Here is a 24172-nt window from a genome sequence, read left to right on the forward strand (position 1 = left end):
GCTTAGCGTGACGGCCATGAGCCTTGACGTCCGTACGGTCACCGAATCCGAGCTTCCCGACTGGTTGCGGGCCGTTTACACCGGGTTCCTCCGATCGCCGCGCGTCCCGGACGATTACGTGGCGGACAAGCTCGCCCATTTCGATCTGGCCCGTACGCGAGGGGTCTTCGACGACGGGCGCTGCGTCGCCACCTTCCGGTCCTTCGCGCAGGAGCTCACGGTCGTCGGCGGCGCCGTGGTTCCCGCCGACGCGGTCACCAACGTGACCGTGTCGCCCACCCACCGCCGGCGCGGGCTGCTCGGCCGGATGATGGCCGCCGATCTGGCGGCGGCGAAGGAGCGCGGGGACGCCGTCGCGACGCTGATCGCCGCCGAGTACCCGATCTACGGACGGTACGGGTTCGGCCCCGCCGCCTGGATCACCGAGTGGGCGATCGACGTGGCGCGTACGGGACTTGATCCCCGGTGGGCCGGGCCGGACGACGGTGGCCGGATCGATCTGATCGACCTCGCGGACGTACGGAAGCTCGGCCCGGAGCTCCATCGGCGCTTCCGGGTGCGTCAGCCCGGCGCGGTGAGCCGTGACGACCACTGGTGGCGCGTCGACACCGGCCAGGCGGCGAGCTCCCTGCCGTGGACGGAGCCCTTCAACGCGGTGTACCGCTCGGCGGCCGGTGAGATCGAGGGCCTGGTCAGCTACGCCTCCGACGGTCACTGGGGCGATGCCAAGCAGCCGCTGAACACCGCGTCGGTGCGGAAGCTGATCGCGCTGACCCCGGCGGCGGAGAGCGCGCTGTGGCGCTTCGTCTGCTCGATCGACTGGATCACCACGGTCAGGACGGGACTCCGCGCCCCGGACGATCTGCTGACCCGGTTCCTCCCGGACCCCCGCGCGGCCCGGATCGTGACGCAGGCGGACTTCCTGTGGGTGCGGATCCTCGACACCGTACGGGCCCTGGAGGCGCGTACGTACGCCGTGCCGGCCGCCCTGACGCTGGAGATCCACGACAAGGACGGTCTGGCGGGCGGGCGGTTCCGGCTGGAGGGGACGGCGGAGGGCGGGGTCTGCGCCCCGACCACGCAGTCGCCGGACATCGCCCTGGACGTAAGGGAGTTGGGCGCGCTGTACCTGGGGGACGAATCGGCGCTGCGGCTCGCGGCGCTCGGTCTGCTGACGGAGGAGCGGCCGGGGGCGGCGGCGGTCGCGGAGGGGCTGTTCCGTACGGCGCGGCGTCCTTGGTGCCCGGACGTCTTCTGACGTCCGACCGACAACTCGCCGCGCGCGGTACGGGGCTCGCGCACCGGAGCTGGTTCCGTACGGCCCGGCCGCCCGGGGCGTTCACGCCGTCCGCACCCGGAACAGCACCCCCGACAGCCCGAGCGCCAGCGCCAGCAGCCCGGCGCACCACGCCAGTGCCACCCAGGGCGCCGAGCCGACCGGCAGCCCCAGCAGCAGTCCCCGCAGGGACTCGATGACCGGCGTGACCGGCTGGTGGTCGGCAAAGCCGTGGAGCCAGTCCGGCATCGTGTCGATCGGGACGAAGGCGCTGCTCGGGTAGGGCAGGAACATCATGAAGAAGGTGAACCCGCCCGCCGCCTCGGGCGACTTGGCGAGCAGGCCGATCGCCGCCGAGAGCCAGGAGATGGCCGCGATGAAGGCGAACAGGATCCCGGCGGCGGCGAGCGCGGCGGCGGGGGTGGCCGACGGGCGGAAGCCGATCAGGAGGGCGACACCGAGGACGAGGGTCGTCGAGACGACGTTACGGGCGACGCTCGCCGTCACATGCCCGGCGAGGATCGGCACGCCGCCGATGTCGAGGGAGCGGAAGCGGTCGATGATCCCGCCCTTCATGTCCTCACTGACACTCACCGCCGTGCCGGCCGAGCCGAAACCGGCGCAGAGGAGCAGGACGCCGGGGACGACGTAGGTCACGTACTCCGTACCGGTGTCGATGGCGCCGCCGAAGAAGTAGACGAAGATCAGCATGAGCATGATCGGCAGCATCATCGCGGTGATGACGGCGTCGACATTGCGCCTGCTGAGCCGGATGCCGCGGCCGGCCAGGATGAGGGCGTGGGTACGGGAGGACGCGAGCGCGAGTGCGTCAGACATGGGTGGGCTCCTGGTCCTGCTCCTGGTGCTGGTGCTGGTGCTGGTGCTCGTTCTGGTTCTGGTGGTGGCCGGTGGCGGCCGGGGCCGCACCGGTCAGCGCGAGGAAGACGTCGTCGAGGGTGGCGCCGCGGAGGGTGAAGCGCGCCACCTCCGTACCGTCCGGGTCGATCTCGTCCAGCAGGGCGCGCACGCGCGCGGCGGTGCCGTCGGTCGGCAGCCCGAGCGTGAGGCTCTCGGGCGCGTGGTGGACGGCCCGGGAGGCGAGCCGGAGATAGGTCTCGTGGCTGGTCAGTACGAGATCGAGGCGGTGGTCCGCGACCCGGCTCTTCAGCTCTTCCGCCGTGCCCTCGGCGACCACCAGGCCGTGGTCGACCACCGCGATACGGTCCGCCAACTGGTCGGCCTCCTCCAGGTACTGGGTGGTCAGGAAGACGGTGGCGCCCCGCGCGGAGAGGTCCCGTACGACCTGCCACAGCTCCTGGCGGCTGCGCGGGTCGAGGCCGGTGGTCGGCTCGTCCAGGAAGACCACCTGGGGGTCGCCGGCCAGCCCGGCGGCCAGATCGAGCCGGCGCCGCATGCCGCCGGAGTAGGTGGCGGCGAGCCGGCCGCCCGCGTCGGCGAGCCCGAACCGGTCGAGGAGCGCGGCGGCCCGGCGCCGGGCGTCGGCCCGGGAGAGCCCGCTGAGGCGGGCCATCATGCGGAGGTTCTCCTCGCCGGTCTGCTTCTCGTCCACGGCGGCGGACTGCCCGGTCAGGCTGATGGCGCCGCGCACGCGGCGCCGCTCGGCGACGACGTCGTACCCGGCGACCCGGGCGGTGCCGCTGTCGGCGGTGGTGAGGGTGGCGAGGATCCGCACGGCCGTGGTCTTGCCCGCGCCGTTGGGGCCGAGGAGCGCGAAGACCGTGCCGCGTTCGACGCGGAGATCGATCCCGCGCAGGACTCGCACCCGCGCGTTTCCGTTTCCGTACGACTTTTCGAGGCCGGTGGCCTCGATGGCCGGGTGTGCGGTCATGGACATCCCCCTTGATCTACTGCGTATGACATACGCGCTACTGTGTAAGGGTTACGCATTACTAGGATGGACGTCAAGCGGGGTGCGGGCGGAGAAGGGCGGAGACGATGACGCGCAGCGGTGAGGGTGACGGTGGGAAGGGCGGCGCCGGCGGTACGGGGCTGCCCGCGAGCATCGAGGCCGCCTGGGGTCTGCGTGATCGCCCGGCCAAGGGACCCAAGCCCGGCATCGGCCTGACGCGGATCGTCGACGCGGCGGTCGCGGTCGCGGCGGCGGACGGGCTCGGCGCGGTCTCCATGGGGCGGGTCGCCAAGGAGTTGGGCGTCTCGACGATGTCGCTGTACCGCTATGTCGCCGCCAAGGACGAGCTGTACGTACTGATGCAGGAGGTGGCCGTGGGCGAGCCCCCCGCTCCGCCGCCGCCCGGCACCGGCTGGCGCGAGGCGCTGTCCCAATGGGCCTGGGCGCAGCGCGAGGCGTACCTCCGTAACCTGTGGGCGCTCCGCATCCCGATCTCCGGCCCGCCCGCCACCCCCAACTCGGTGGCCTGGTGGGAACGCGGCCTCGGTGCCCTGTCCGGCACGGGGCTGGACGACGGCGCGAAGATATCGGTGATCCTGCTGGTCAGCGGCTTCGTACGGAACGAGGCGACGATGATGTCCGACCTGGACTCGGCCATCAAGGCGAGCGGCTCCTCGGCCCAGCAGGTCATGGCCGGGTACGAACGCACCCTCCGCAGGCTCGCCGACCCCTCCCGCTACCCGGCGGTCGCCGAATTCCTTGCGGCCGGCGGCCTGGACGGCGAGGACGGCCCGGACACGGAGTTCATCTTCGGTCTCGACTGCGTGCTGGACGGGGTCGAGGCGCTGGTGCGGAGACGGGGGCGGGGGACGGTGGATTCTTCCCGGGCGTGACTCTTCCCGGGCGTACGCCACGCCCGCTTTGCATCAGGGGCATACGGTGTTGCCCATGACGCAAGAAGGTGGAGAGCTGGACGGCCTCGTACGCAAACGCATCCGCGCTCTGCGGGTGGCGCAGGGCTGGTCCCTGGAGGAACTGGCCACCCGCGCCCACCTCAGCCAGTCCTCATTGAGCCGCATCGAGAACGGTCGGCGCCGCCTCGCGCTGGATCAGCTGGTCACGCTCGCCCGCGCCCTGGACACCACGTTGGATCAGCTCGTGGAGACCGCCGCCGACGACGTGGTCACCAGCCCGATGATCGACGGCGCCCGCGGCCAGATGCGCTGGCCCGTGAAGGGTGACCCCGGCATGAGCGTGGTGCGCCAGCGCGTGACCGAGCCGCCGCCCGAGAACCCGGCGCGCATGCGTGCCCACCCGGGGCGCGAATGGCTCGTCGTCCTGTCCGGTACGGCGATCCTCATGCTCGGCCAGCGCCGCTTCCGCGTCGAGACCAACCAGGCCGCCGAGTTCCCCACGATGATGCCGCACGCGATCGGCGCCGAGGGCGGACCCTGCGAGATCCTGGGCATCTTCGACCGCGACGCCCGCCGCGGCCACCAGCGCGAGGGCGGCGACGGCGACGCCCAGGGCACTCGCGCATGACGGCGGGTCCGGCGCGACGGCCCCGTAGTGGCCCCGCAGTGGCCCCGCGGCGGTGGCGGCTTGCGCGTCGGGCAGCAGACCCGGCCATCGTCTTGCGTAAACGGCAAGCTGCTGTGCTGTAGGCGCATAGCCTTTCTAGTGTGAAGGCATGACCCAAGCGCACCCGCACATCCCCCACCACGGCGCCCACCACGGCGCCCAGCACGGGCACCACCAGGCGCACGGCGAGGACGGCCAGACGGAGATCCTCGATCAGACGGAGATCCTCGATCAGACAGAGGTTCTCGACCAGATGGAGATCCTCGACCTGGACGCCGAGGTTCTCGCCGAGCACATCGCCTCCGTCACCGCATGGCTTCCGCTGAGGACCAGTCCGCGTCGGATCGTCGATCTGGGCTGCGGCACGGGAGCGGGCACCTTCGCCCTGCTCGATCGCTTCCCCGACGCGCACGTCACCGCCGTCGACACGTCGGCCGCACATCTCCAGCGCCTGCGCGAGAAGGCACGCGCCCAAGGCGTGGCGGAACGCGTGCGTACCGTGCGGGCCGACCTTGACGCCTCCGGCTGGCCCGACCTCGGCTCACCGGACCTGGCCTGGGCCTCGGCCTCGATGCACCACATGACCCACCCCGGCCGCGCCCTGCGCAACGTCCACGACATGCTCGCGCCCGGCGGCCTGTTCGCCGTCGTCGAGCTGGCCGGCTTCCCCCGCTTCCTGCCCGAAGGCGCCCCCGAAAACCGTCCCGGCCTGGAGGAGCGCTGCCACGCCGCGACCGACCGCTTCCACGCCGAACACGTTCCCCACCGTGGCGCCGACTGGGGCCCGATGCTGACCACCGCCGGATTCACGGTCGAGGGTGAACGCACCATCGCCGTGAACATCGAGGGCTCCCGCAGCGAAGCGATCGGCCGCTACGCCCTCGGCAGCATGCGACGCATCCGCGGCGCCGCCGCCGAGGCGCTCGCCGCCGAGGACCTCGCCGCGCTCGACCAACTCCTCGACACCGACAGCCCGCACAGCATCCTGCGCCGTGCGGACCTGACGGTGCGTACCGAACGCACCGTCTGGGCCGCGCGTCGCAACTGACCCTCGGGCACGGGCGGAGCGCGCCCCGGCGCCGACCGGGGCGGCGCGAACCGGGGCGGCGCGGTCCGTCCGCAGTTCGTCCGCGGTCCGTCAGGTGGTCAGGTCGTCAGCAGCACCTTTCCCAGCAGGCCCCGGCCCTCGATCGCACGGTGCGCGTCCGCCGCCCTGTCCAGGGGGAACGTGCCGCCGATCACCGGGCGCAGGCGGCCCGACGCCGTTTCCGTCAGGGCTCGGGCCGCCAGCCGTACGGTCTCCCGCCGCGGGATCCGCACGTCCGCGATGCCCAGCAGTCTGATCTTCCGGTCCGCCGCACGGGCCGGGTCCACCGGGGCGAAGCCGCCCGTCGGTGCGCCGTGGGCCGAGAAGCGTCCGCCGTCCGCCGTCAACGGGAAGGCCGCCAGGCCCGTTTCGCCGCCCACGCCGTCCAGGACGACCTCCGCGCCCGCCGCGCCGAGCGCCTCGCGGGCGCGCGCCGGCCAGCCGTCGTGGGCGCCGTCGACCACGGCGTCGGCGCCCAACTCCCGTACGAGAGCGGTCTTCCGCTCACCGCGCGCGACGCCCACGACGTACGCGCCCCGGGCCTTGGCGAGTTGGACCAGCAGCGTGCCCATGCCGCCCGACGCGCCTGTGATCAGTATGCGTTCGCCCGCGGTCACGCCGGTGAGGTCCATCAGGGCCAGGGCGGTGACGCCGTCCTGGAAGACCGCGGCGGCCGTCGTGAACGGGAGCCCGTCCGGTACGGGCACCAGCGACTCGACCGGGGTCGCGACCAGTTCCGCCGAGCCGCCGGTGATGCCGATCGAGGCCACGACGCGACGGCCGGTCCAGTCGGCGTCCGCCCCGTCCGCCCCGTGCGCCCCGTCCACCCCCTCGCCGACCGAGCGCACCGTGCCGGCGACGCCGCCGCCCAGGATGTACGGGGGCCGCACGGGGAAGTACTCCTGCCCCCAGCCCGCCCGTACCTGCGTCTGTACGAAGATCGTGTCCACCACCTCGACGGCGATCACCACCTCGCCGGGGCCCGCCACCGGATCGGGCGCCTCCGCCGTCACCAGGACCTCGGGACCCCCGAAAGCCGTCACCCGAGCCGCACGCATATGCATCACACCCGTCAGTACCCGTCGCGCCGTACGCGCCGTACGCCCTCGCGTTCTTCCTTACGACGAGTCTTGAACTTCAAGTCCGGTTGAGGTCAAGCGCCGCGTACGCTGCGAGCCCCGCCGCCGGCGGTGCCGCGCACTACGCCCGGGTGGGTACGTCGCCCACGCTGTCGATGATCCGCCGAGCGGCCTGCGCGGGCGTGATCGCGGTCGTGTCGATGGACGTGCCCTCCCGGTGCAGCCAGGGCACAGCGTCCTCGTACGCGGAGAGATGGTCGAGACGCCACTGCACGGCGCCCACGCTGTCGGGCTTCGTGTCCGTGCGGATGCGCTCGGTGAGGGTATCGCGGTCGGTGTGGAGGACGAAGTGGTGAACCGGGATGCCCCGGTTCTCCAGCCCGGTGCGGATCTCCGTCCAGTACTGCTCCGAGAGCACGGTCTGCGTGACGACGAGCGCGCCCCCGAGATAGCCGAGCACCCGCGCGGCCGTGTCGACGACGAGGCCGCGCCAGGGCGGCCAGTCCTGGAAGTTCTTGACGGGTACGGACTCCAGGACGTGCCCGAGCATGTACCCGACCTCCTCGGCGTCGAAGAGCCTCGACTGGGGGAGGAGCGCGGTCAGTTCTTTGGCAGTGGTCGTCTTGCCCGCCCCGAAGGTGCCGTTCAGCCAGATAATCACCGGACCGAGCTTAGGGGCTGCTCAGGGGCTTACGCGGTCGCCCTCCTCGCGGGCGCCGACGGCGGGCTCGGTCCGTTCCGCCCGCCAGGCGCTCACGGGGTAGTCGACGTACCCTTCGGCCCCGCCGGTGTAGTACGTACCGGGGTCGCCGGCCGCCAGTTCGCGGCCCAGCGCGAACCGCGTGACCAGGTCGGGGTTGGCGATGAAGTGCGTGGCGAACGAGACGGCGTCGGCGGTCCCCGACTCGATGACGGCGTTCCCGGACTCGCGGCCGAATCCGAGGTTCGCGATCAGGGGACCGTCGAACAGCCGCCGGTAGCGCGCGAACGCGTCGAAGTCGGGGCCGCCACCCGGCGTGGCGGGGGCCGGTCCGCGCAGATGCAGATACGCGACGGGGCGGGCGCTCAGTTCCGCCACGAGTTCGTCGTAGTCGGCGAGGGTCGCCTCGTCGGCGGTGAAGCGGTCACCGGTGGTCCAGTAGGGCGACAGACGCACCCCGACCCGCCGTCCGTCCCGTCCGTCCCGTCCGTCCCGTCCGTCCCGTCCGTCCCGTCCGTCCCGTCCGCTCCAGGGCGCGGCGACCGCGTCGATGATCTCGAACAGCAGGCGCCGCCGGCCGGCGCGACCGGCGCCGTACCCGTCGGAGCGGCGGTTCAGCCGCGGGTTGAGGAACTGCGGTATCAGGAACGGGCCGAGGGCATGGACCTCGACCCCGTCGAACCCGGCGCGCCGAGCGTTCGCCGCGGCGGCGCCGTACTCCCCGATCGTCGTCCCGATGTCGGCGGTGGTCATCTCCCGGGGCGTGACGGTGGACTTGAAACCGCTCGGGGTGTACGACCTCTCGTGCGGGTTGACCGCCGAGGGCCCGGCCGGCAGCGCTCCCCCGAGGTGATCGGGGTGCGAGGCGGCGCCGGTGTGCCAGAGCTGGAGGACGATACGGCCACCGAGGGCGTGTACGACGTCGGTGACCCGGCGCCACGCGGCGACCTGCGCCTCGCTGTAGACGCCGGGGACGGCGGAGAAACCGATCGCGCGCTCGCTGACCCAGGTCCCCTCGGTGATGATGAGCCCGGCGGCGGCCCGCTGGCCGTAGTAGGCGGCGTGCATCTCGGTCGGCAGCAGCCCGGCGTTGGCCGCGCGGGCGCGGGTGGTGGGGGCCATCACCACGCGGTTGGGGAGGCTGAGATCCCCGAGGCGCGCGGGCCGGAGCAGCGGCTGATCGAGGGTGGCCGGCGGTGTAGTAGTAGTCGTGGTGGTCGTGGTGGTCATGTGCGTATCTCCTCGTCAACAGGTGGCTGCTGAAGTTGACGAAGCGCGACGGGAAAAGGTGACCGATGGACGGGCAGGACGCGGGGGACGGGCAGGACGCGGGGGACGGGCAGCGGGTGCGGTTTCCTGACCAGGACCGGCTGGCGGAACGCTTCGAGACGCACCGCGGCCGGCTGCGGGCGGTCGCCTACCGGATGCTCGGCTCGGTCGGCGAGGCGGACGACGCGGTCCAGGAAGCGTGGCTGCGGCTCAGCCGGGTCGATGCGGACGGTGTCGACAACCTGGCCGGTTGGCTGACGACGGTCGTCTCCCGTATCTGCCTCGACATGCTGCGCTCCCGTACGTCACGACGGGAGGACCTGGTGGGGCAGCGGCTGCCGGACCGGATCGTGGCCGCGCGGGACGGCGACGGGGGCGGTGGGAGCGGTGCCGGGAGCGGCGCCGGTGCCGCGGGCGATCCCGAAGAGGAGGCGCTGCTGGTCGACTCGGTCGGCCGGGCGCTGCTGGTGGTGCTCGACACGCTGGGTCCTGACGAGCGGATCGCCTTCGTACTGCACGACCTCTTCGCCGTACCGTTCGACCGGATCGCACCCATCGTGGAGCGCTCACCGGTCACCACGAAGAAGCTCGCCAGCCGCGCGCGCCGCAAGGTGCGGGGCACCCCGGCGGTGCCCGGCGCCGATCTCGGCCGGCACCGGCATGTCGTCGAGGCCTTCCTCGCCGCCTCGCGCGGCGGCGACCTGAACGCGCTTCTCGCGGTGCTGGCCCCGGACGTCGTACGCCGTGCCGACCCCGCCGCCCTCCCACCGGGCGCGGCGACGGAGGCCCGCGGGGCGCGCGTCGTGGCCGAGGAGACGCTGGTCTTCGGCCGCAGGGCACGATTCGCGGCAGCGGCGCTCGTGAACGGCACCGTGGGAATCGTCGTCGCTCCGCGCGGCCGGCTGCTCCTCGCGCTCACCCTCACGATCGAGGGCGAGAGGATCACGGGTTACGAGGTGATCGCCGACCCGGCCCGACTCCAGCGGCTCGAACTGGCCGTACTCGACGCCCCTGTCGGCTCGTAGCGCACGAGACGCCGCCCAGCGCCTCCACGCCTCCACGCCTCCGCGTCTGCGAGTCTGCGAGTCTGCGGGTCCATGGATTCGTGAGTTCGTGTGAGACAGGAGAAGGGCGGTCGGGCGGTATGCCGGAGGGCTGGGAGTGGGACGACACGCTGTTCTTGGGCTCTGCCCCCTATTACCGGCGTGGGCGGCTCCCGTACGCGCCCGGACTCGCTGACCTGCTCGCCGAGGTCCTGGCGCTCGACGGCCGGGGGCGGCTGCTCGATGTGGGCTGTGGGCCCGGCATCCTCGCTCTGGGCTTGGCGCATCTGTTCGGCGAGGTGGTCGGGGTGGACCCGGACGGCGGCATGATCGCCGAGGCCGGACGACTGGCAGACGAGGCCGACAAGGTCGACGAGGCGGAAGAAGCGCGCGTGGCGCGGAAGGCGAGGTGGGTGCGGGCCCGCGCCGAGGAACTGCCCGCGGGGCTCGGGACGTTCACCGTCGCGACCTTCGGTCAGTCCTTCCACTGGATGGACCGTGATCTGGTGGCGGCGACCGTCAGGGACATGCTCCGGCCGGCGGGCGCCCTGGTGCATATCTCGGACCTGAAGACGGAGACGGAGGCGCTGCCGCTCGACGGTCTCCCGTATCCGGGGGTGCCCTACGCCGCCATCGGCGATCTGGTCGGGCGGTACCTGGGACCGGTCCGGCGGGCCGGCCGTGGGGTCCTGCTGTACGGAACGCCCAGCGGCGAGGCCGAGGTGTTCGGCCGGGCGGGCTTTTCGGGACCGGAGCGTTATGTCGTACGCGGGGGGCAGGCGCTGGAACGCACCTGTGGTGACGTCGTGGCATGGGTGTTCTCGACGTCCTCTTCCGCGCCGCACCTTTTCGGTACGCGGCGCGGCGACTTCGAGGCGGACCTCGGCCGGCTGCTGCGGGAGACCTCACCGGAGGGCCGGTTCTCCGAACGTCAGCCGAGCACCGAGGTCTTCGTCTGGCGCGAGCCTTCCGCCCGGTGAGTTCGCCGCCGGTATGAGCCCCTCCGCGCCGGGACACGTGAGCGATTGATTTCGTCCCTCGGAGCCCGAGATCATGGCAACTCGGCCCGGGACAGCCGGGGAACGGGGAAACGGGGAACGGGGAAGGTTTCACGGATGGCGTGGGACGAGTGGGAGCGGCTCAAAGCCGACGCGGCGGAACGCGGCTCCACACAGATGCAGTTGAATCAGACTCCGGCCGATCAAGGCGGCGGCACTCCCGCGGCCGGCGCTTCGGGGGATCTGAAGTCGGACAAGAAGGCGTGGGTGACGGCCGGCGAGGGCGTAAGAGGCCTGAAGGACGGCATCGGCAAGGCGTTGACCACGCTGGACGACGGGCAGGCGGGGCTGGGTGACACCAGCGGCTGCCAGAGCGCGGCGGCGCAGAAGGAGCTGTACGACTCCTGGAAGAAGTACGTCGGTGATGTGCGCGGCCGATGCGACGAGTTGGGCGGGCTGCTGGAGCGGTCGGGGCACGATCTGTCGAAGCCCGACCAGGCGCTCAAGGAGGAGCTGGACGGGCTCAAGCTGAAGTACCAGGACACCGAGGCCGTCGGCGGCCAGGCGAAGGAGAGGTGATTCGCGGTCATGGACCTCGCCACGCTGAAAGCGTTCAAGCCGTCGGAGTACGAGGACGCCGGGGACGGCTACCGGGCGACCGGTGACATGGCCAGTGCGGCCAAGGACACGATCGACAACCAGATCAGCGCGGGGGTGCGTAATCGCCTTGAGGGTGAGACGGCGACGGCCGCCCTCCGGGAGCTACGGGAATTGTCGAAGAACTTCCACTACGTGCAGACCGAGTGCGGTCTGGCGACCACGGCGCTGAACGGTCTCGCCTTCGACATGGCGGCGGCCAAACGGAAGCTGGACGCGGCGATCGAGGACGCTCGTGCCGACAACTGCACGGAGAATCCGGACGGTTCGGTCACTTTTCCGGCGGGCAAGAAGCCCGGCGACGAGAAGACCGCCGACGGCGGCACGGTGACCGGGAGCGCCGGGGGTACCCCGACGTCGGACGCCATGGAGCGCCAGGCGGCGAACATCCACCCGAACCCGAACTACGGCAGGGCGATGGGGTACGCGAACCGGATCGCCGACGCGTTGAAGGAAGCGACGGACGCGGACGCGGAGTGGGCGCCGAAGCTGCGGGCACTGAAGGCCGACGACGACCTGACGGTCTCCAAGCAGGACTGGGCCGACGCGAAGTCGGACATGGGCGGGGTCCGTGAGGCGGGCAAGAGCTACCTCGACTCCCTGCCACAGCCCCCGAAGGACGGCAGTCCGAAGGACAACGCGTCGTGGTGGAAGGGGCTCAGCCCGGAGGAGCAGGCGGCGTGGTCGGCCCTCCGGCCCGATGCCGTGGGGGCGCTCGACGGGCTGCCGTCCACGGTGCGGGACGAGGCGAATCGCGTCGTCTTCGAGGAGAAGCGGGGCGAGCTCCAGATGGAACTGGACTCCATCCCGAAGCCGCCCGCCAACGAGTGGACATGGATTACCGCAGGTATGTACCCGTCCAAGGTGCACACCGACGAATGGATGGAGTGGCACAACAAGTACGGGGACCGGTACGAGCAGCTGAACAAGTCCCTCAACGGCATGAAGAGCATTCAGGAACGCTTCGACTCGACCGGTGTGAAGGGCCTGCCCGAGGCTTACCTGCTGGGATTCAGCGCGGAAGGCAATGGCCGGGCGATCGTCGCCAACGGCAATCCGGACACGGCTGATCACCAGGCGGTCTATGTGCCGGGTACGACGTCGAACCTGGGCAGCATCGGCGGAGACATCAACCGGATGGTGAATGTGTGGCGTGTGGCCGACGACGAGGCCGACGGCGACTCGGTGTCCACGATCACCTGGCTCGGGTACGACGCTCCGCAGAACATCGTCAAGGATTCGCCGTTCAGCCATTACGCGGATGACGGCGCCCCGGCCTACAACCGTTTTCTCGACGGCCTCGACGCGTCACGTACCGTCGAGTCGGATCCGCACCGCACGGCGATCGGCCACTCGTACGGCACGACGCTCATCGGGTCGGCGGCCCGGCAGGGTGACCTGAACGCGGACGATGTGATCCTCGCCGGCAGCCCCGGAGTCCAGGTGAGCAACGCTGATCAGATGGACGTCCCGAAGGGGCACGTCTGGAACCAGGAGGCCGAGGGCGATGTCGTTCCCGACGTCGGTCGCTACGGGCACGGGGGAACAGACTGGTACGGAGCCTTTACGACTCCCAGCGACGAACGCTTCGGCGCCAACCAGTTGAACACGGACACCGAAGGCCACAGCGACTACTGGAAAGAGGGCACCGAAAGCCTGCGGAACCAGGGTCTCGTGGTGGCGGGCCAGGGTGAAAGCGCCGAACTCAAACCGCCGCCGGACCGCTATGCGTACACGAAGTAGGGATGACCATGTCCTGCGTGTTCTGCGTTACGTGTCCTGTTCCGACCAACCGAGGCTCATCGACGTGAAGATCAAACTGGGTGCGTCCGCACTCCTCGCATCAATCGCTCTCACGACCCTTACTGGATGCAGCATGACTGACGACAAGGACTCCTCCGACCTCCCGTCCGCAGGCACGAGTACCTCAATTGCTGCTGCCGATCGGACGGAAAAGGTCTCCAGCGAGCTCTACGACCTGATCGGCATCAAGGGGAAGGCATCCGACACCGGCCCAGGTGTCACGGAGTGCGACGGCAAGGACCCGGAGAAGTTCTTCCAGATCTTTCATCCCTGGAGCTTCGTGCCCGAATCGGCCGACCAGTTCGGTGGGGTGATGGAGCGGCTCAAGGAGGAGTTGCCCAAGCACGGCTGGAAGGTCGTTGAGTACGGGCGTGACACGAGCAAGAACCAGAACCTCAATCTCACGGCCGACAACGACGCGAAGAAGCACAGCGTGAACATCTCCCATCGCGCAAAGAACAACCCGCCGAAGCTGAGCCTGATGGTCGTCTCCGGCTGCTACCAGGTGCCGGACGGCGAGAAGGTCCAGCGGTTCTGAGGACGCTGCTTCGTCAGGGCCGCGCCCGGTCGCGGTGGGTGATGCCCGGCGTGGCGGCCGTGGCGAGGGTCGGTTCCGTGACGGGCGCGGTGCCGAGGGCCCGGTCGACGGCTTCCAGCGCGGCCTCGCTCCAGACGACGTCCTTGGTGACACTCGTAGCCGGGTCGGCGAACCGGGAGCCCGCCGGGGCGGACCGGCCCGGCAGGTACTTGCCGGTGAGGATGCCCTGGGCGAGGGGGGACCAGACGACCTGGGACATGTGGTGGGCCGCGGCCAGGGGAAAGACCTCGCGTTCCGGGGCCTGCCAGAGCATGGAGTACTGGGGCTGACTCGCCACGAACAGGTCGGGTCCGGCGATGTCGATCGCCGTGCGGATCTGCTCGGGAGTCCATTCGCTGAAGCCCAGGTAGCGTGCCTTGCCCTGGTCGACGACGCGCTGGAACGCCTCCAGCGTCTCCTCGACCGGGGTGTCCGAGTCGAAGCGGTGGGGGCCTGGTAGAGGTCCACGTAGTCGGTGCGCAGACGGCGCAGTGAGGCGTCGATCTGCCGGGCGATCTGCTCGGCCGACAGGCCGGCGTCGTCCGGGGACATCCGGCCCCAGACCTTGGTGGCCAGGACGTAGGAGTCCCGCGGGCGCCGGGACAGGATCGTGCCCCAGGCGCTCTCGGCGGCGCCCTGTCCGTAGATGTTGGCCGTGTCGAAGAAGGTGATTCCGGCCGTCGAAGGCCGCGTTCGTGACGGCTCGGGTCTTTTCCAGGGCGTCACCGTCGGTCACGGTGAGCCAGGATCCGAGGCCGATTCTCGGAGACTTCGAGGTCGGAGTTGCCCAGGCGGCGGTAGCGCATCGTGTGTCATTTCCGCGCCGCGGCGGCGGGGTGCCGCCGCGGCGCTCGGTTGGTAGGTCCGTTGTCTGACATGGCGGACGTGGCGGACGTGGCGGACGTGGCGGACGTGGCCGTGCGGTGGTGCCGGGCCCTGTCCGGTCAGGGAGGCAGGCGCTCAGGGGCGGACGAGGACCTTGATGGCGCGACGTTCGTCCATGGCGCGGTAGGCCTCGGCGATGTTGTCGAGGGTGACCTCGGCGTCGAACACCTTGCCGGGCTGTATCGCGCCCGAGAGGGCATCGGGCAGGAGTTCGTCGAGGTAGGCGCGGACCGGCGCCATGCCACCGCGGACCCCGACGTTCGTGACGAACATCTGGCCGACCGGGAGTTCCGGGCCGCCTCGGGGAGCGCCGACGAATCCGACCTGGCCGCCGGGCCGGGCCGAGCTCAGGGCCTGGTCCATGGACTCCTTGGTACCGACGCACTCAAGGACGCAGTCGGGGCCGACGCCGTCGAACATCTCCTTGAGCGCGGCGATGCCCGCCTCGCCGCGCTCGGGCACGATGTCGGTGGCGCCGAGTTCGAGGGCCAGCTTCTGCCGGTCCTCGTGCCGCGACATGGCGACGATCCGGGAGGCGCCCAGCCGCTTGGCGGCGATGACGGCGCACAGTCCGACGGCGCCGTCGCCGACCACGGCCACGGTGGAGCCGGAGGTGACGCCGGCCGAGACGGCGGCGTGGTGTCCGGTGACCATGACGTCCGACAGCGTGAGCAGGCCGGGGATCAGCGCCGGGTCCGGCGTACCGCCCGGAACGGCGACCAGGGTGCCGTCGGCGAGGGGGACACGGACCTGTTCGCCCTGTCCGCCGTCCGCGTAGCCCTCCTCCTCCGTGCCGACGCCCCAGAAGCCGCCGTGCAGACAGGCTCCGGTGAAGCCGTTGCGGCAGTTGACGCAGGTGTTGTCGGAGATGGAGAAGGGGGCGATGACGAAGTCGCCGGGCTTGAGGGTCGTCACGTGGTCGCCGATCGCCTCGATCACGCCGACGAACTCGTGTCCGATGCGGTGTGGCTCGGTGGTGGGCTGGATCCCGCGGTAGGGCCACAGGTCCGAGCCGCAGACGCAGGACGCCACGACCCGGACGATCGCGTCCCGGCCTCCGGCCTCCGGCCCGGTGACGAGCCGGGGGTCCGGGACGTCTTCGACACGGATGTCCCGTTCTCCGTGGATGACGGTTGCGCGCACAGTTCACTCCTCGTTGCCGTGGTGGCGGCAGCGATGCCACCGCTTGCCACGCTAGGGAGCCTTCCTCCGGTGAGGGAGTCACGCCGAGTACCCCCCACGCCCGTCACGTCCCCCACGCCCGTCACGTCCCTCACGCCCGTCACGTCCGGCACGTCCCTCGTCCGGCCCGGCGTCCGTCGGGGTCAGACCGCCTCGTGGGCGAGGTGATGCAGGTCTTCCACGCGATCGCGGGAGTGACTGTCCGGTTCCGCGCCGAAGGTGAGGATGGAGAGATCGTTGTCGCCGGCGAGGTGCAGGCTCTCGTAGGTGAGGTCCATGCGGCCGACCCGCGGGTGGTTGACCCGCTTCAGACCTGTGGTGTGCCGGCGCAGATCATGCGCTGCCCAGCGCTGGGCGAACTCCTCCACCCGGAGCAGATCGGCGACCAGATCGGACGTCTCGGGGTCCTGGGGGCCGGTGCCGATCTCGGCGCGCAGGATGGCGGCGCCGTTGTCGGCGATGACGTCCCAGTCCACCCAGAAGTCGCGGGAGGCGGGCTGGTTCCCGAAGACGAACCAGGTGTGGTTGACGGGGGTGCGGGGGGTGTCGAAGACGGGGGCGTAGAAGGCGCGGCCGAGGCGGTTCGCGGCCACGACATCGCCGCGGCGGTTGATGGCGAAGGCGGCGCTGTGCTCCATGGAGTCGAGGAGGCGCTGCACGCCGGGACGGACCGCCGTCACCAGGCGCACCGGCGCCGCGGCGGCCCCGTCCGAGAGCGTCCGGTGCAGCCTGCGCCAGTGCTCACGCTCCACGTCGTCCAGCCGCAGGGCGCGGGCGACGGAGTCGAGAACCGCCGGTGAGGCGCCGGGGGCGTCGCCGCGTTCGAGGCGCGTGTAGTACTCGACGCTCACCCCGGCCAGCATGGCGACCTCGTCGCGCCGCAGTCCCTGGACCCGGCGGTGGGGGTCCTCGGGGAGTCCGGCATCGCCGGGGGAGATACGCGCGGCCCGGGACATCAGGAACGCGCGGACCCGACTGCGCAGGTCACTGTCCTTGCCCATGCGATCCATCGTAGGGAACAGCCGTGGAGCACGGAGATGAGCAACGGAGATGAGCACAGAGATGAGCGCGGAGAAGAGCACGGAGAGCAGCGTGAGACTGAGCACGATAGCTGTCGTAACCTCCCGCCCCGATCTGGCCTTTCTTGATGCGCGGAGCAGGACATCTGTCGCCGAATTCGCATCGTTGTTGACGTGTTCCGCGCTTTTTGCAGGCAAATTGTCGCAAACTTCGAAGATCGCTCCTCCGGCGGGATGCGCGCGGTTTACCTGGGACTATGAGCGATACCCGGGGCTCCTTCTGGTCCCATAGCTGTACGTGGACAGATCTGCTGGTCCCTGTCTCGCTGGACGCGGGGCGGGGCGGCCTAGACCTGTCCGATGGCTGGCCGGACCGGTGGACGGCAACGTGGAAGTACGCCGGGGACGAGATTGCGGGGCCGGTCCGACACCTGGGGCAGGTGCCGGTGGCGAGCCGTGGGCCGATGCGGGGGTTCACCTGGCGGCGAGAGCAGCGGCACAGGCCCGGTCTTGAGTCCCTGGTGTCGACGGGGCGCCTGCATGGGTTCGAAAGTCTCGAAGAGGATCAGCTGCTGGTATCTCTGGACTTTGCCGGTGATCTGGCGGAAGTGCTGTCGCAGCCGTTGCGTATCCGATTCCGTACGGCGGAGAAGTGGCGCAACCACACCCCGGACTTTTTCGCAGTCACGCGGGTGGGGGCCTGGCTGATCGACGTGCGGCCCCGAGACCTGATCGAGCCCGAGGACCTGGAGTCGTTCGCGGCCGCGGAGGAAGTGGCGTTGGTCTGCGGATGGCACTACGCGGTCGCGGCCGAGTGGCGTCCGCATGTGCGGCCCACGCTCGGCGCGTTGTACGGGAAGCGCCGTCTGACACGCGACGTGCTCGGCATTCAGGCCGATCTGCTGGCTCATGCCGAAAGGGGCGTCACATTAGGGGAGTTGGCGTCCGCGCAGACGTACTGGCCGGTTGCACGGGCCCAGTTGCTGCACCTGCTATGGCATCGCAGGCTCGGGATCGACCTTGCTCAGCCGTTGACGGACAGCTCGCGGGTGGTGCTGGCGGGAGGCATCTCATGATGGGGGCGTCGGCACTGGATCTCTCGCCCGGAGCGGGCGTGGTACTCGGCGAGGTGGAGTGGCTGGTCGAACGGCAGGAGCCGCATCTGGGGCGGGTCCACCTGGTGCGTGCGGACGGCGAGCGCCAGCGGGCGAGCTTCCGCTTCCTGGCCAACCACCCGCGTTGTCGGCCGTCGTCGCGTACAGCGGCGGAGGGCGCCAACCGTGGGCGGCAGCCAGCTTCGTGGAGTGATGTGAGGCCGGAGAAGCGGCCTTTGATGGAGCAGCGTTTCGCGCATCTGATGGAGGTCAACTGCGGTTTCCGCAGTGGTGATCCGTTCCGTCCCGAGCCGGGGGAACCGCACCCTGAGTACGACCCGGACCGGACGACGCTGACTGAGCGGCGCGCTGCGAAGACCGCTGAATTGTCGGCGCTGAGGCCCGAAGAGGCCAAGCTGCTTCTGGGTGTCGCGCACGTCGGGGTGCGCACGCTGGAGCGCTGGGAGCGCAGGCGCAGAAAGTACGGGATGGTGGGCTGCGCTGATCACCGGTGGCTGCGGGCGAGCGGGGGACACCCGAGCATCAGCGAGGAGGTTCGCGAGGCGATCTTCGCGGTCAGGGCGGAAACGCAGCACCACCGGTCCCGGGTGAGCGCACGCACCCGCGAGATCATGATCCGTCGCTATGTGCGGGAGACCTTTGAGAACGAAGACGGGGACGAGAGCGCGAAGATCGAGGTTCCCAGCTACCACACGCTGCTGCGGGTGTGGAAGGAGTGGTTCGGGCCGGGCGGCGCCCGACAGAAGTACGAGCGCTCGGCCGAACTGCCCACCAAGAACGGGCATGTGCTCGTGACCCGCCCCGGCCAGGTCGTCGCGCTGGACACGACGATCCTGCCGGTGATGGTCCGCGAGAACGTTTTCGGCGACCCGGTCACTGCCCACCTCACTTTGGCGCTGGACGTCTACACCCACTCCATCTGTGCGTTCCGGCTCACGCTGGTGTCGGACTCCTCGGTGGACGTCGCGATGGTGTTGCGCGACGTCATGCTGCCGTTGCCCATGCGGGAGGAGTGGGGCGAGGACATGGAGTGGCCCTATCCGGGGCTGTCGGCCGCCATGGTCTCCGAGTTCGCCGGGTACGAGGTGGCCGGGCTGCCGTTCTTCACCCCCGAGACCGTCACCTCCGACCACGGTTCCGTCTACCGCAATCACCATCTGGTGGATGTCCAAGAGGCGATGGGCTGCCGGATTCTTCCGGGGCGCGTGCTGCGCCCGCAGGACAAGAGCGCGGTGGAGCGCGTCTTCGGCAGTATCCGCTCGCTGGTGTTCGAGAAGCTGGCCGGTTACACGGGGGTTGACGTCTCCGATCGCGGCGCGGACCCGGAGGGCGACGCGGTGCTGACTATGGCCGAGATGGAACACTTCATCGCGACCTGGGTCGTGAAGGTCTGGCAGAACCGCAGGCTCGGCGAGTTCGCACCCAGCTGGGATCCCGGCGGTGACCACAGCCCCAACACCCTGTTCGCCGCCTCCTTCGCCCAGGAGGGTTTCGTTCTGGACATTCCCGCCCGGGAGACGTACTACCGCTTCCTGCCCGAGCACCACGTGAAGCGGATCCACCGGCGGGGTGTGAAGGTCAAGGGGCTCTGGTACGACGCCGCGTTACTGCACCAGCCCGACATGAACTCCGCGCGCGGGGGTCGCTACAAGCAGCACTGGGTCATTCACCGCGAACCCCGCGACCGGCGGGTGGTGTATTTCCAGGATCCCGACACCCATGAATGGCACGAACTGCGCTGGACGGGCCTGCCGCCGGAGGGCGAGATGCCAGCCTTCGGTGACGCCCGGGTCGAGGAACTCCTCACCCGTGTACGGGAAGCAGGCCTCAAGCCGCGTTCTGACAGCGAACTCGTCCCCAAACTCCTGGAGATGCTGGGGGCCGTCGATCCGGTCGCGAAGTGGCCGTCCCAGCTGACCAAATCCCAGAGGACGCAGCATGCGCGGGAGATCACCCAGGCCCAGGCGGCAGCCGCGGACCGACCGCAACAGCTGCCGAAGTCGAACAAGCCACCGCGCCTGGCTGCCCTCGGTGCACCGGGTGCGGAGCCGCCGTGGCGGGAACGGGCCCGGGAAGCCACCGAGAGCCTGGACGCGCACCGGCGCCGACGGCGTGAGACGGCCAAGCCAGCGCAGCAGCCGTCGGTACCTGCCCCGCTGGGATCGAGCCGCCGCGGTCGCAACCTCTTCGTCATCGCCGACGACGATGACGGATCCGACAAACCGGGCCCGCAGCCGACGGAGGAGACGTGAGATGAGCACCCTGCCCCCGGAGCCGCCAAACGCTCCTGTGCCGTTCCTGCGCTTCGGCCCGAGGCCGGACCGGACCCGGTATGAGGGTTGGCAGGAGTTCCGCCGGACACGGGATCTGTTTGTGCCGGTCAGGAAGATTTCCTTGGCCGAGTACGGGCTGATGAGCCCGCGCAAGAAGTCCTTGCATGACCTGCACCGCGCGGCCACGCACGTCAACATGCAGATGCTGGACACCCCGATGAGCGAGGTGGTCACCACGCTGATGCGTTCACGGATCCAGAACAACGCGATGCGTATCGGTCCGAGCACCCTGGACGGGCTGATGATCAACGGCGGTGGCTACCAGGGCAAGACGGAGACCGCCTGCCGGACCGCCACCGAGTTCGAGGACACCTGGCGTGACCTGTTCGAGCAGTACCCCGAGTGCTACTTCGATCCAATGCCCGGCACCCGGGACCTGATCGCGCCGGTCGCCTACTGCCAGACCCCGGTGAAGGCCACTCCGATCGGCCTGTGCGAGGCAATTCTCGACTACTACGGCGCCCCCTACGGCAAGAACCTGCGCGGCATGATCCGCAACGCCCGCGAATCGATCAAGGCGCACGCCACCACCGTCCTGATCATCGACGACATCACCCGCCTGAAGATGCACCGGGAAGACGACCAGGACACCCTCGACCTGATCCGCGGCCTTATGGACTTGGACGTCACGCTTGTCCTTATCGGCGTGAACATTCCCCGCTCCGGCCTGCTCAGGGAGGGCTGACACGACCCCCGCACCAACCAGTGGGTCTACGCACCACTGAAGAAGGGCAAGAGCTACAACCCCGACGCCTCCACCCAGACTGAGCGCCGCTTCGACCTGGTCACACTCGACCCCTTCGACTACAGCAGTGACGCGGGCATCGCGGCTTTCATCGACCACCTCGTCGGTGTCGAGAATCAGATTCGGCTCTTCAACGCCGGCCCCGGCACGCTGTCCCAGGGGCTGATGCCCGAGTACCTCTACCGCCGAACCCACGGCATCGTCGGTCTCCTGCGGCGCCTGATCGAGGACGGGCTGACCAAGGCAATGGAGAGCGGCTTGGAGAATCTGACCATCGACCTCCTCGACGAGATCGCCATCAACCTGGGCAACGTCCCCGGCAAGGACGGCATACGCGACGCCGAAGCCGGAGAAATCCCCGACGTGGACACTGCCCCACAGCCGAAGGCGAAAGCAGCCCGGAAGATCCCGAAGGCCCGGAAAGGGCGCAACACGGTTCTCGACGACCGCGGCACACCTCCGGCGGCCGAGGCATGACCCTGCGTCCCTTGCCCCGCAGCCTCGACCCACTCGAAGACGAAACCCTTGTTGGCTTCACTCTCCGCCTCGCCCGTCACAACGGCACGACCCCGGAGCAAGTCGCAGCCCGTTTGGGGTTGATGGATGGGCTGGGTGAGACCCCCGGCGCCGTCTCCCCTGGCTGCTGGTGGACATGGACAAGCCACGCCTTGCCCGGGCGGCACGCGCGGCACATCTGACCGTGGCGGAGGCCGACAAGTTACTGCTCGCCCCCATAGGGCATCGATACGGTCTGGTGAGCAGGAGGTACCGGCCGTGGACGAGTCCCCGGCAGCTGGACCGTCCCAATCGATGGATCCTCGTACGGACCTCCCAGTACTGCCCATCCTGCCTCGCGGGCGACGGAAGTCCGCAAGAGGCTCTGAACGGCGGTGCCTGGAGACGGTCGTGGCGCCTGCCGGTGGTCTTCGCTTGCGTTCGGCACAGGCAGCTCCTCCATCGGGTCTGTCCTGCTTGCCGCACCTCTGGTCAGTTCGCCCGCGCTGGCATGATCGCTCGCCCGGGGATGGAAGAACTCCACCCGGCCCAGTGCCGATCGCCATCCTTTCCGGGCTCGGGCGGTATCCGCCTGTCGGTCTGCGGGGCCGACCTCTCACGCGCCGGCCCAGCTTGTATCCCGGAGGACGCCGACTCCCTCAAGGCGCTGCTGGCCCTCCAAGGCCGCCTCGACGAACTGCTGGCCACCAACGGGCCTCAAAACGTGGGGGGTTGCGGCAGACTCGTGCCGGTCGCCCAATACTTCATCGATTTGCGGGTGGTGGCCACGTTGATCCTCGCCTCCTGGCCGGAAGCAAGCCGTTTCGCAGCGACACCCGCCCTGGCGCAGGCGATCGAACGGGAAGCGGTGCAGCGGATGCGCGACAGCCGACGCCGCACGCGGCGGGGCGGATCGAAGAGCCCATACGGGATCAACTCGCTGCTCTCACCTATGGACTCAGCCCTGACCATGGGCGCGGTACTGGGCATCGCTGTGTCCGTACTCGAAGCCCGCGACAAGAACTGGACACAGCGAGTGCTACGCCCGTTCTACGACACCGCCCTTGCATTGAACCGCGACACCTTCCGACGCCTCGCACGCCTCCCCGGCACATCCCTTGCGCTGCAGCAGGTGCTTGGAGTCGCAAAGGAGGCATCGGACACTCCGAACCTCGAGATCCACGTCCGCGGCCCACGAAACGGCTGACCATGCGCTCCCTGCCCCGCAGCCTCGATCCGCTTCACGACGAGACGCTCACCGGATTCGTGCTTCGCCTGGCTCATCGACTGGGCACCACCCCCGCAGAGATCCTGCTCCGCACCGGTCTGGCACCCGGCGGCAGTCCTGGTCTGCCTACCCGCCTGCCCTTGAGCTTCCATTACCACTTGGACGAGGCCCACCTCGCGGCCTTTGCCCGCGCCACCCTCTTGATGCCCGCCGAGGTCGCCGACATGCTCCTCGTGCCGCTCGGGCAGCGGTATGGGCCACTGAACCCTGCGTTCACGCCACGCAGCACCCCAGCCCGGATGATCTACGACAACCCGTGGGTGCTGACCCGCTCCACGCGCTACTGTCCTCCCTGTCTCACCGGGAACGGCACCCCCATCCAGGACCGGCACGGCGGTCCTTGGCAACGGCTGTGGCGCCTTCCGGTGACCTTCCTATGTGTCCGACACCAACGACTCCTCGCCCACCAGTGCCCCGGTTGCGGCGCACTTGCGCAGTCCCCCCACGCAGGCAGCGCCATCGCCTGCCTGTCGGACGATGCTCTGAACCCGTGGCAATGCCGGTCGGCTGAGGCGCGTTCGGAACCGGCCGAGCATCCCGCACATGCCTGCGGAGCCGACCTGAGCCGGGAAAGCGCCCCCGTCGGGGAACTCGATTCGGCCACTATGGCCGTGCTCGTCCAAGTTCAACGACACCTTGCGGGCTTGCTCGCTGCGGGAGGCCCTGAGAGCACGACGAGCGCGGGGGCGCCCGTTCCCGTCGCCCACTACTTCGCCGATCTGCGCGCGACGGTCGCCATGATCTTCCGAACCTGGCCCGAAGCACGCCCGTGCGCCGGCACATCGTTCCTGGCCGCCGTGCTCGATGACGAGCATGCTTCCCGCACTGCGGAGGCTCAGCCCTTGCTTAACACCGCCGGGAAGAAGAAGACCTCCAAGCCCTACACCGCGCCGCCGACCGATTCCTTGGCAACGGGCGCGGTTCTGCAGATCGCGACGCGGTTGCTCCGAGCGTCGGATCCCTGCGAGGCGCGAGAGTCGATGACCCCGCTCGTTCACAGACTTCGCGATGCCGACCGTGCGCTCAGCGCCTACTTGTGCCGCGCTGCCTGGATCTCAACGCCCATGAGGGCTGCGGTCGGCGACTGCTAAAGGCGCCAAATTACGACGGACTGTTACGTAGCGATGCTGGAGTGTGATAAAGGTAGGGATCTTCAATCCCGGTGCCGGG

The 24172-nt window shown here is 69.8% G+C and carries 23 protein-coding genes and 2 pseudogenes; 16 read left to right on the forward strand and 9 right to left on the reverse strand.

Going from position 1 to position 24172, the window contains the following annotated elements; all coding sequences use genetic code 11:
• Positions 1–16 precede the first annotated feature (16 nt).
• On the forward strand, positions 17–1258 hold the full coding sequence (locus ACFRKB_RS14795) for a GNAT family N-acetyltransferase (RefSeq protein ID WP_383106112.1): 1242 nt from the start codon (positions 17–19) through the stop codon (positions 1256–1258).
• A gap of 81 nt (positions 1259–1339) precedes the next feature.
• On the opposite strand, the gene ACFRKB_RS14800 is transcribed toward ACFRKB_RS14795, so the two are convergent.
• Complete coding sequence (locus ACFRKB_RS14800) at positions 1340–2113, reverse strand: ABC transporter permease (protein ID WP_383106113.1); 774 nt, start codon at positions 2111–2113, stop codon at positions 1340–1342.
• Complete coding sequence (locus tag ACFRKB_RS14805) at positions 2106–3125, reverse strand: ATP-binding cassette domain-containing protein (RefSeq protein WP_383106114.1); 1020 nt, start codon at positions 3123–3125, stop codon at positions 2106–2108. Before ACFRKB_RS14805 ends, ACFRKB_RS14800 begins: the two co-directional genes overlap by 8 nt.
• 107 nt (positions 3126–3232) lie before the next feature.
• Here ACFRKB_RS14805 and ACFRKB_RS14810 point away from each other — a divergent pair, with 107 nt between their 5' ends.
• The 3 genes from ACFRKB_RS14810 to ACFRKB_RS14820 all read left to right on the forward strand — a co-directional run bounded on the left by ACFRKB_RS14810 (position 3233) and on the right by ACFRKB_RS14820 (position 5775).
• Positions 3233–4039: a TetR/AcrR family transcriptional regulator gene (locus ACFRKB_RS14810; protein ID WP_383106115.1), complete on the forward strand. Its 807-nt coding sequence runs from the start codon at positions 3233–3235 to the stop codon at positions 4037–4039.
• A 55-nt stretch (positions 4040–4094) separates the two neighbouring features.
• A complete protein-coding gene (locus ACFRKB_RS14815; protein ID WP_383106116.1) occupies positions 4095–4688 on the forward strand; it encodes a helix-turn-helix domain-containing protein in 594 nt (197 codons plus the stop codon).
• 148 nt (positions 4689–4836) lie between these two features.
• The gene (locus ACFRKB_RS14820) at positions 4837–5775 is read left to right on the forward strand and encodes a class I SAM-dependent methyltransferase (RefSeq protein ID WP_383106117.1); all 939 of its coding nucleotides are present in this window, start codon (positions 4837–4839) and stop codon (positions 5773–5775) included.
• Between the two features lie 98 nt (positions 5776–5873).
• Here the strand turns inward: ACFRKB_RS14820 and ACFRKB_RS14825 are convergent, their stop codons facing one another.
• From ACFRKB_RS14825 to ACFRKB_RS14835, 3 genes are all read right to left on the reverse strand, one after another.
• Complete coding sequence (locus ACFRKB_RS14825) at positions 5874–6872, reverse strand: zinc-binding dehydrogenase (protein WP_383106119.1); 999 nt, start codon at positions 6870–6872, stop codon at positions 5874–5876.
• Positions 6873–7014: 142 nt separating this feature from the next.
• A complete protein-coding gene (locus ACFRKB_RS14830) occupies positions 7015–7554 on the reverse strand; it encodes an AAA family ATPase (RefSeq protein ID WP_383106120.1) in 540 nt (179 codons plus the stop codon).
• 21 nt (positions 7555–7575) lie between these two features.
• Positions 7576–8823, reverse strand: a complete 1248-nt coding sequence (locus tag ACFRKB_RS14835; RefSeq protein ID WP_383106121.1) for an oxidoreductase — start codon at positions 8821–8823, stop codon at positions 7576–7578.
• 65 nt (positions 8824–8888) lie between these two features.
• Here ACFRKB_RS14835 and ACFRKB_RS14840 point away from each other — a divergent pair, with 65 nt between their 5' ends.
• The 5 genes from ACFRKB_RS14840 (at position 8889) to ACFRKB_RS14860 (ending at position 13901) form a co-directional block, all read left to right on the forward strand.
• Positions 8889–9887, forward strand: a complete 999-nt coding sequence (locus ACFRKB_RS14840) for a sigma-70 family RNA polymerase sigma factor (protein ID WP_383106122.1) — start codon at positions 8889–8891, stop codon at positions 9885–9887.
• Between the two features lie 119 nt (positions 9888–10006).
• Positions 10007–10885: a class I SAM-dependent methyltransferase gene (locus ACFRKB_RS14845; protein WP_383106124.1), complete on the forward strand. Its 879-nt coding sequence runs from the start codon at positions 10007–10009 to the stop codon at positions 10883–10885.
• Positions 10886–11020: 135 nt separating this feature from the next.
• Positions 11021–11482, forward strand: a complete 462-nt coding sequence (locus ACFRKB_RS14850) for a hypothetical protein (RefSeq protein WP_383106125.1) — start codon at positions 11021–11023, stop codon at positions 11480–11482.
• 9 nt (positions 11483–11491) lie between these two features.
• Entirely contained in the window at positions 11492–13303 is a 1812-nt protein-coding gene (locus ACFRKB_RS14855; RefSeq protein ID WP_383106126.1) for an alpha/beta hydrolase, read from the forward strand.
• A 133-nt stretch (positions 13304–13436) separates the two neighbouring features.
• On the forward strand, positions 13437–13901 hold the full coding sequence (locus tag ACFRKB_RS14860; protein WP_383106128.1) for a hypothetical protein: 465 nt from the start codon (positions 13437–13439) through the stop codon (positions 13899–13901).
• Positions 13902–13914: 13 nt separating this feature from the next.
• Here the strand turns inward: ACFRKB_RS14860 and ACFRKB_RS14865 are convergent, their stop codons facing one another.
• The 4 genes and pseudogenes from ACFRKB_RS14865 to ACFRKB_RS14880 all read right to left on the reverse strand — a co-directional run bounded on the left by ACFRKB_RS14865 (position 13915) and on the right by ACFRKB_RS14880 (position 17008).
• Positions 13915–14502, reverse strand: a complete 588-nt coding sequence (locus ACFRKB_RS14865) for an aldo/keto reductase (RefSeq protein WP_383106386.1) — start codon at positions 14500–14502, stop codon at positions 13915–13917.
• Positions 14451–14666, reverse strand: a pseudogene (locus ACFRKB_RS14870) (aldo/keto reductase); the annotation flags it as partial. The gene ACFRKB_RS14865 and the pseudogene ACFRKB_RS14870, both read right to left, overlap by 52 nt.
• A 234-nt stretch (positions 14667–14900) precedes the next feature.
• The gene (locus ACFRKB_RS14875) at positions 14901–15968 is read right to left on the reverse strand and encodes a zinc-dependent alcohol dehydrogenase family protein (RefSeq protein WP_383106129.1); all 1068 of its coding nucleotides are present in this window, start codon (positions 15966–15968) and stop codon (positions 14901–14903) included.
• Between the two features lie 182 nt (positions 15969–16150).
• A complete protein-coding gene (locus tag ACFRKB_RS14880; protein ID WP_383106130.1) occupies positions 16151–17008 on the reverse strand; it encodes a helix-turn-helix transcriptional regulator in 858 nt (285 codons plus the stop codon).
• Between the two features lie 275 nt (positions 17009–17283).
• On the opposite strand from ACFRKB_RS14880, the gene ACFRKB_RS14885 reads away from it, so the two are divergent.
• The 7 genes and pseudogenes from ACFRKB_RS14885 (at position 17284) to ACFRKB_RS14915 (ending at position 24093) form a co-directional block, all read left to right on the forward strand.
• Positions 17284–18102: a TnsA-like heteromeric transposase endonuclease subunit gene (locus ACFRKB_RS14885; protein WP_383106131.1), complete on the forward strand. Its 819-nt coding sequence runs from the start codon at positions 17284–17286 to the stop codon at positions 18100–18102.
• On the forward strand, positions 18099–20393 hold the full coding sequence (locus ACFRKB_RS14890; RefSeq protein WP_383106132.1) for a transposase: 2295 nt from the start codon (positions 18099–18101) through the stop codon (positions 20391–20393). Before ACFRKB_RS14885 ends, ACFRKB_RS14890 begins: the two co-directional genes overlap by 4 nt.
• A 1-nt stretch (position 20394) precedes the next feature.
• The gene (locus tag ACFRKB_RS14895) at positions 20395–21159 is read left to right on the forward strand and encodes an AAA family ATPase (protein ID WP_383106133.1); all 765 of its coding nucleotides are present in this window, start codon (positions 20395–20397) and stop codon (positions 21157–21159) included.
• Between the two features lie 225 nt (positions 21160–21384).
• Positions 21385–21696, forward strand: coding sequence for a hypothetical protein (locus ACFRKB_RS14900; protein ID WP_383106134.1), 312 nt, complete (start codon positions 21385–21387; stop codon positions 21694–21696).
• 175 nt (positions 21697–21871) lie between these two features.
• Positions 21872–22114: pseudogene (locus tag ACFRKB_RS14905) on the forward strand (TniQ family protein); the annotation flags it as partial.
• A gap of 129 nt (positions 22115–22243) precedes the next feature.
• Positions 22244–22921, forward strand: coding sequence for a hypothetical protein (locus tag ACFRKB_RS14910; RefSeq protein WP_383106402.1), 678 nt, complete (start codon positions 22244–22246; stop codon positions 22919–22921).
• A 2-nt stretch (positions 22922–22923) separates the two neighbouring features.
• Complete coding sequence (locus tag ACFRKB_RS14915) at positions 22924–24093, forward strand: TniQ family protein (protein ID WP_383106135.1); 1170 nt, start codon at positions 22924–22926, stop codon at positions 24091–24093.
• Positions 24094–24172 lie beyond the last annotated feature (79 nt).

The organism is Streptomyces scopuliridis (genome assembly GCF_042790125.1).
Classification (GTDB): Bacteria; Actinomycetota; Actinomycetes; order Streptomycetales; family Streptomycetaceae; genus Streptomyces; species Streptomyces scopuliridis_A.

Coding starts and splice junctions, on each gene's coding strand:
- ACFRKB_RS14800 (WP_383106113.1), bottom strand. CDS start 2,113: ATGTCTGACGCACTCGCGCTCGCGTCCTCCCGTACCCACGCCCTCATC.
- ACFRKB_RS14880 (WP_383106130.1), bottom strand. CDS start 17,008: ATGGGCAAGGACAGTGACCTGCGCAGTCGGGTCCGCGCGTTCCTGATG.
- ACFRKB_RS14845 (WP_383106124.1), top strand. CDS start 10,007: ATGCCGGAGGGCTGGGAGTGGGACGACACGCTGTTCTTGGGCTCTGCC.
- ACFRKB_RS14900 (WP_383106134.1), top strand. CDS start 21,385: ATGCCCGAGTACCTCTACCGCCGAACCCACGGCATCGTCGGTCTCCTG.
- ACFRKB_RS14885 (WP_383106131.1), top strand. CDS start 17,284: ATGAGCGATACCCGGGGCTCCTTCTGGTCCCATAGCTGTACGTGGACA.
- ACFRKB_RS14815 (WP_383106116.1), top strand. CDS start 4,095: ATGACGCAAGAAGGTGGAGAGCTGGACGGCCTCGTACGCAAACGCATC.
- ACFRKB_RS14840 (WP_383106122.1), top strand. CDS start 8,889: ATGGACGGGCAGGACGCGGGGGACGGGCAGGACGCGGGGGACGGGCAG.
- ACFRKB_RS14915 (WP_383106135.1), top strand. CDS start 22,924: ATGCGCTCCCTGCCCCGCAGCCTCGATCCGCTTCACGACGAGACGCTC.
- ACFRKB_RS14805 (WP_383106114.1), bottom strand. CDS start 3,125: ATGACCGCACACCCGGCCATCGAGGCCACCGGCCTCGAAAAGTCGTAC.
- ACFRKB_RS14855 (WP_383106126.1), top strand. CDS start 11,492: ATGGACCTCGCCACGCTGAAAGCGTTCAAGCCGTCGGAGTACGAGGAC.
- ACFRKB_RS14850 (WP_383106125.1), top strand. CDS start 11,021: ATGGCGTGGGACGAGTGGGAGCGGCTCAAAGCCGACGCGGCGGAACGC.
- ACFRKB_RS14825 (WP_383106119.1), bottom strand. CDS start 6,872: ATGCGTGCGGCTCGGGTGACGGCTTTCGGGGGTCCCGAGGTCCTGGTG.
- ACFRKB_RS14890 (WP_383106132.1), top strand. CDS start 18,099: ATGATGGGGGCGTCGGCACTGGATCTCTCGCCCGGAGCGGGCGTGGTA.
- ACFRKB_RS14810 (WP_383106115.1), top strand. CDS start 3,233: ATGACGCGCAGCGGTGAGGGTGACGGTGGGAAGGGCGGCGCCGGCGGT.
- ACFRKB_RS14910 (WP_383106402.1), top strand. CDS start 22,244: ATGGAAGAACTCCACCCGGCCCAGTGCCGATCGCCATCCTTTCCGGGC.
- ACFRKB_RS14895 (WP_383106133.1), top strand. CDS start 20,395: ATGAGCACCCTGCCCCCGGAGCCGCCAAACGCTCCTGTGCCGTTCCTG.
- ACFRKB_RS14860 (WP_383106128.1), top strand. CDS start 13,437: ATGACTGACGACAAGGACTCCTCCGACCTCCCGTCCGCAGGCACGAGT.
- ACFRKB_RS14820 (WP_383106117.1), top strand. CDS start 4,837: ATGACCCAAGCGCACCCGCACATCCCCCACCACGGCGCCCACCACGGC.
- ACFRKB_RS14795 (WP_383106112.1), top strand. CDS start 17: ATGAGCCTTGACGTCCGTACGGTCACCGAATCCGAGCTTCCCGACTGG.
- ACFRKB_RS14835 (WP_383106121.1), bottom strand. CDS start 8,823: ATGACCACCACGACCACCACGACTACTACTACACCGCCGGCCACCCTC.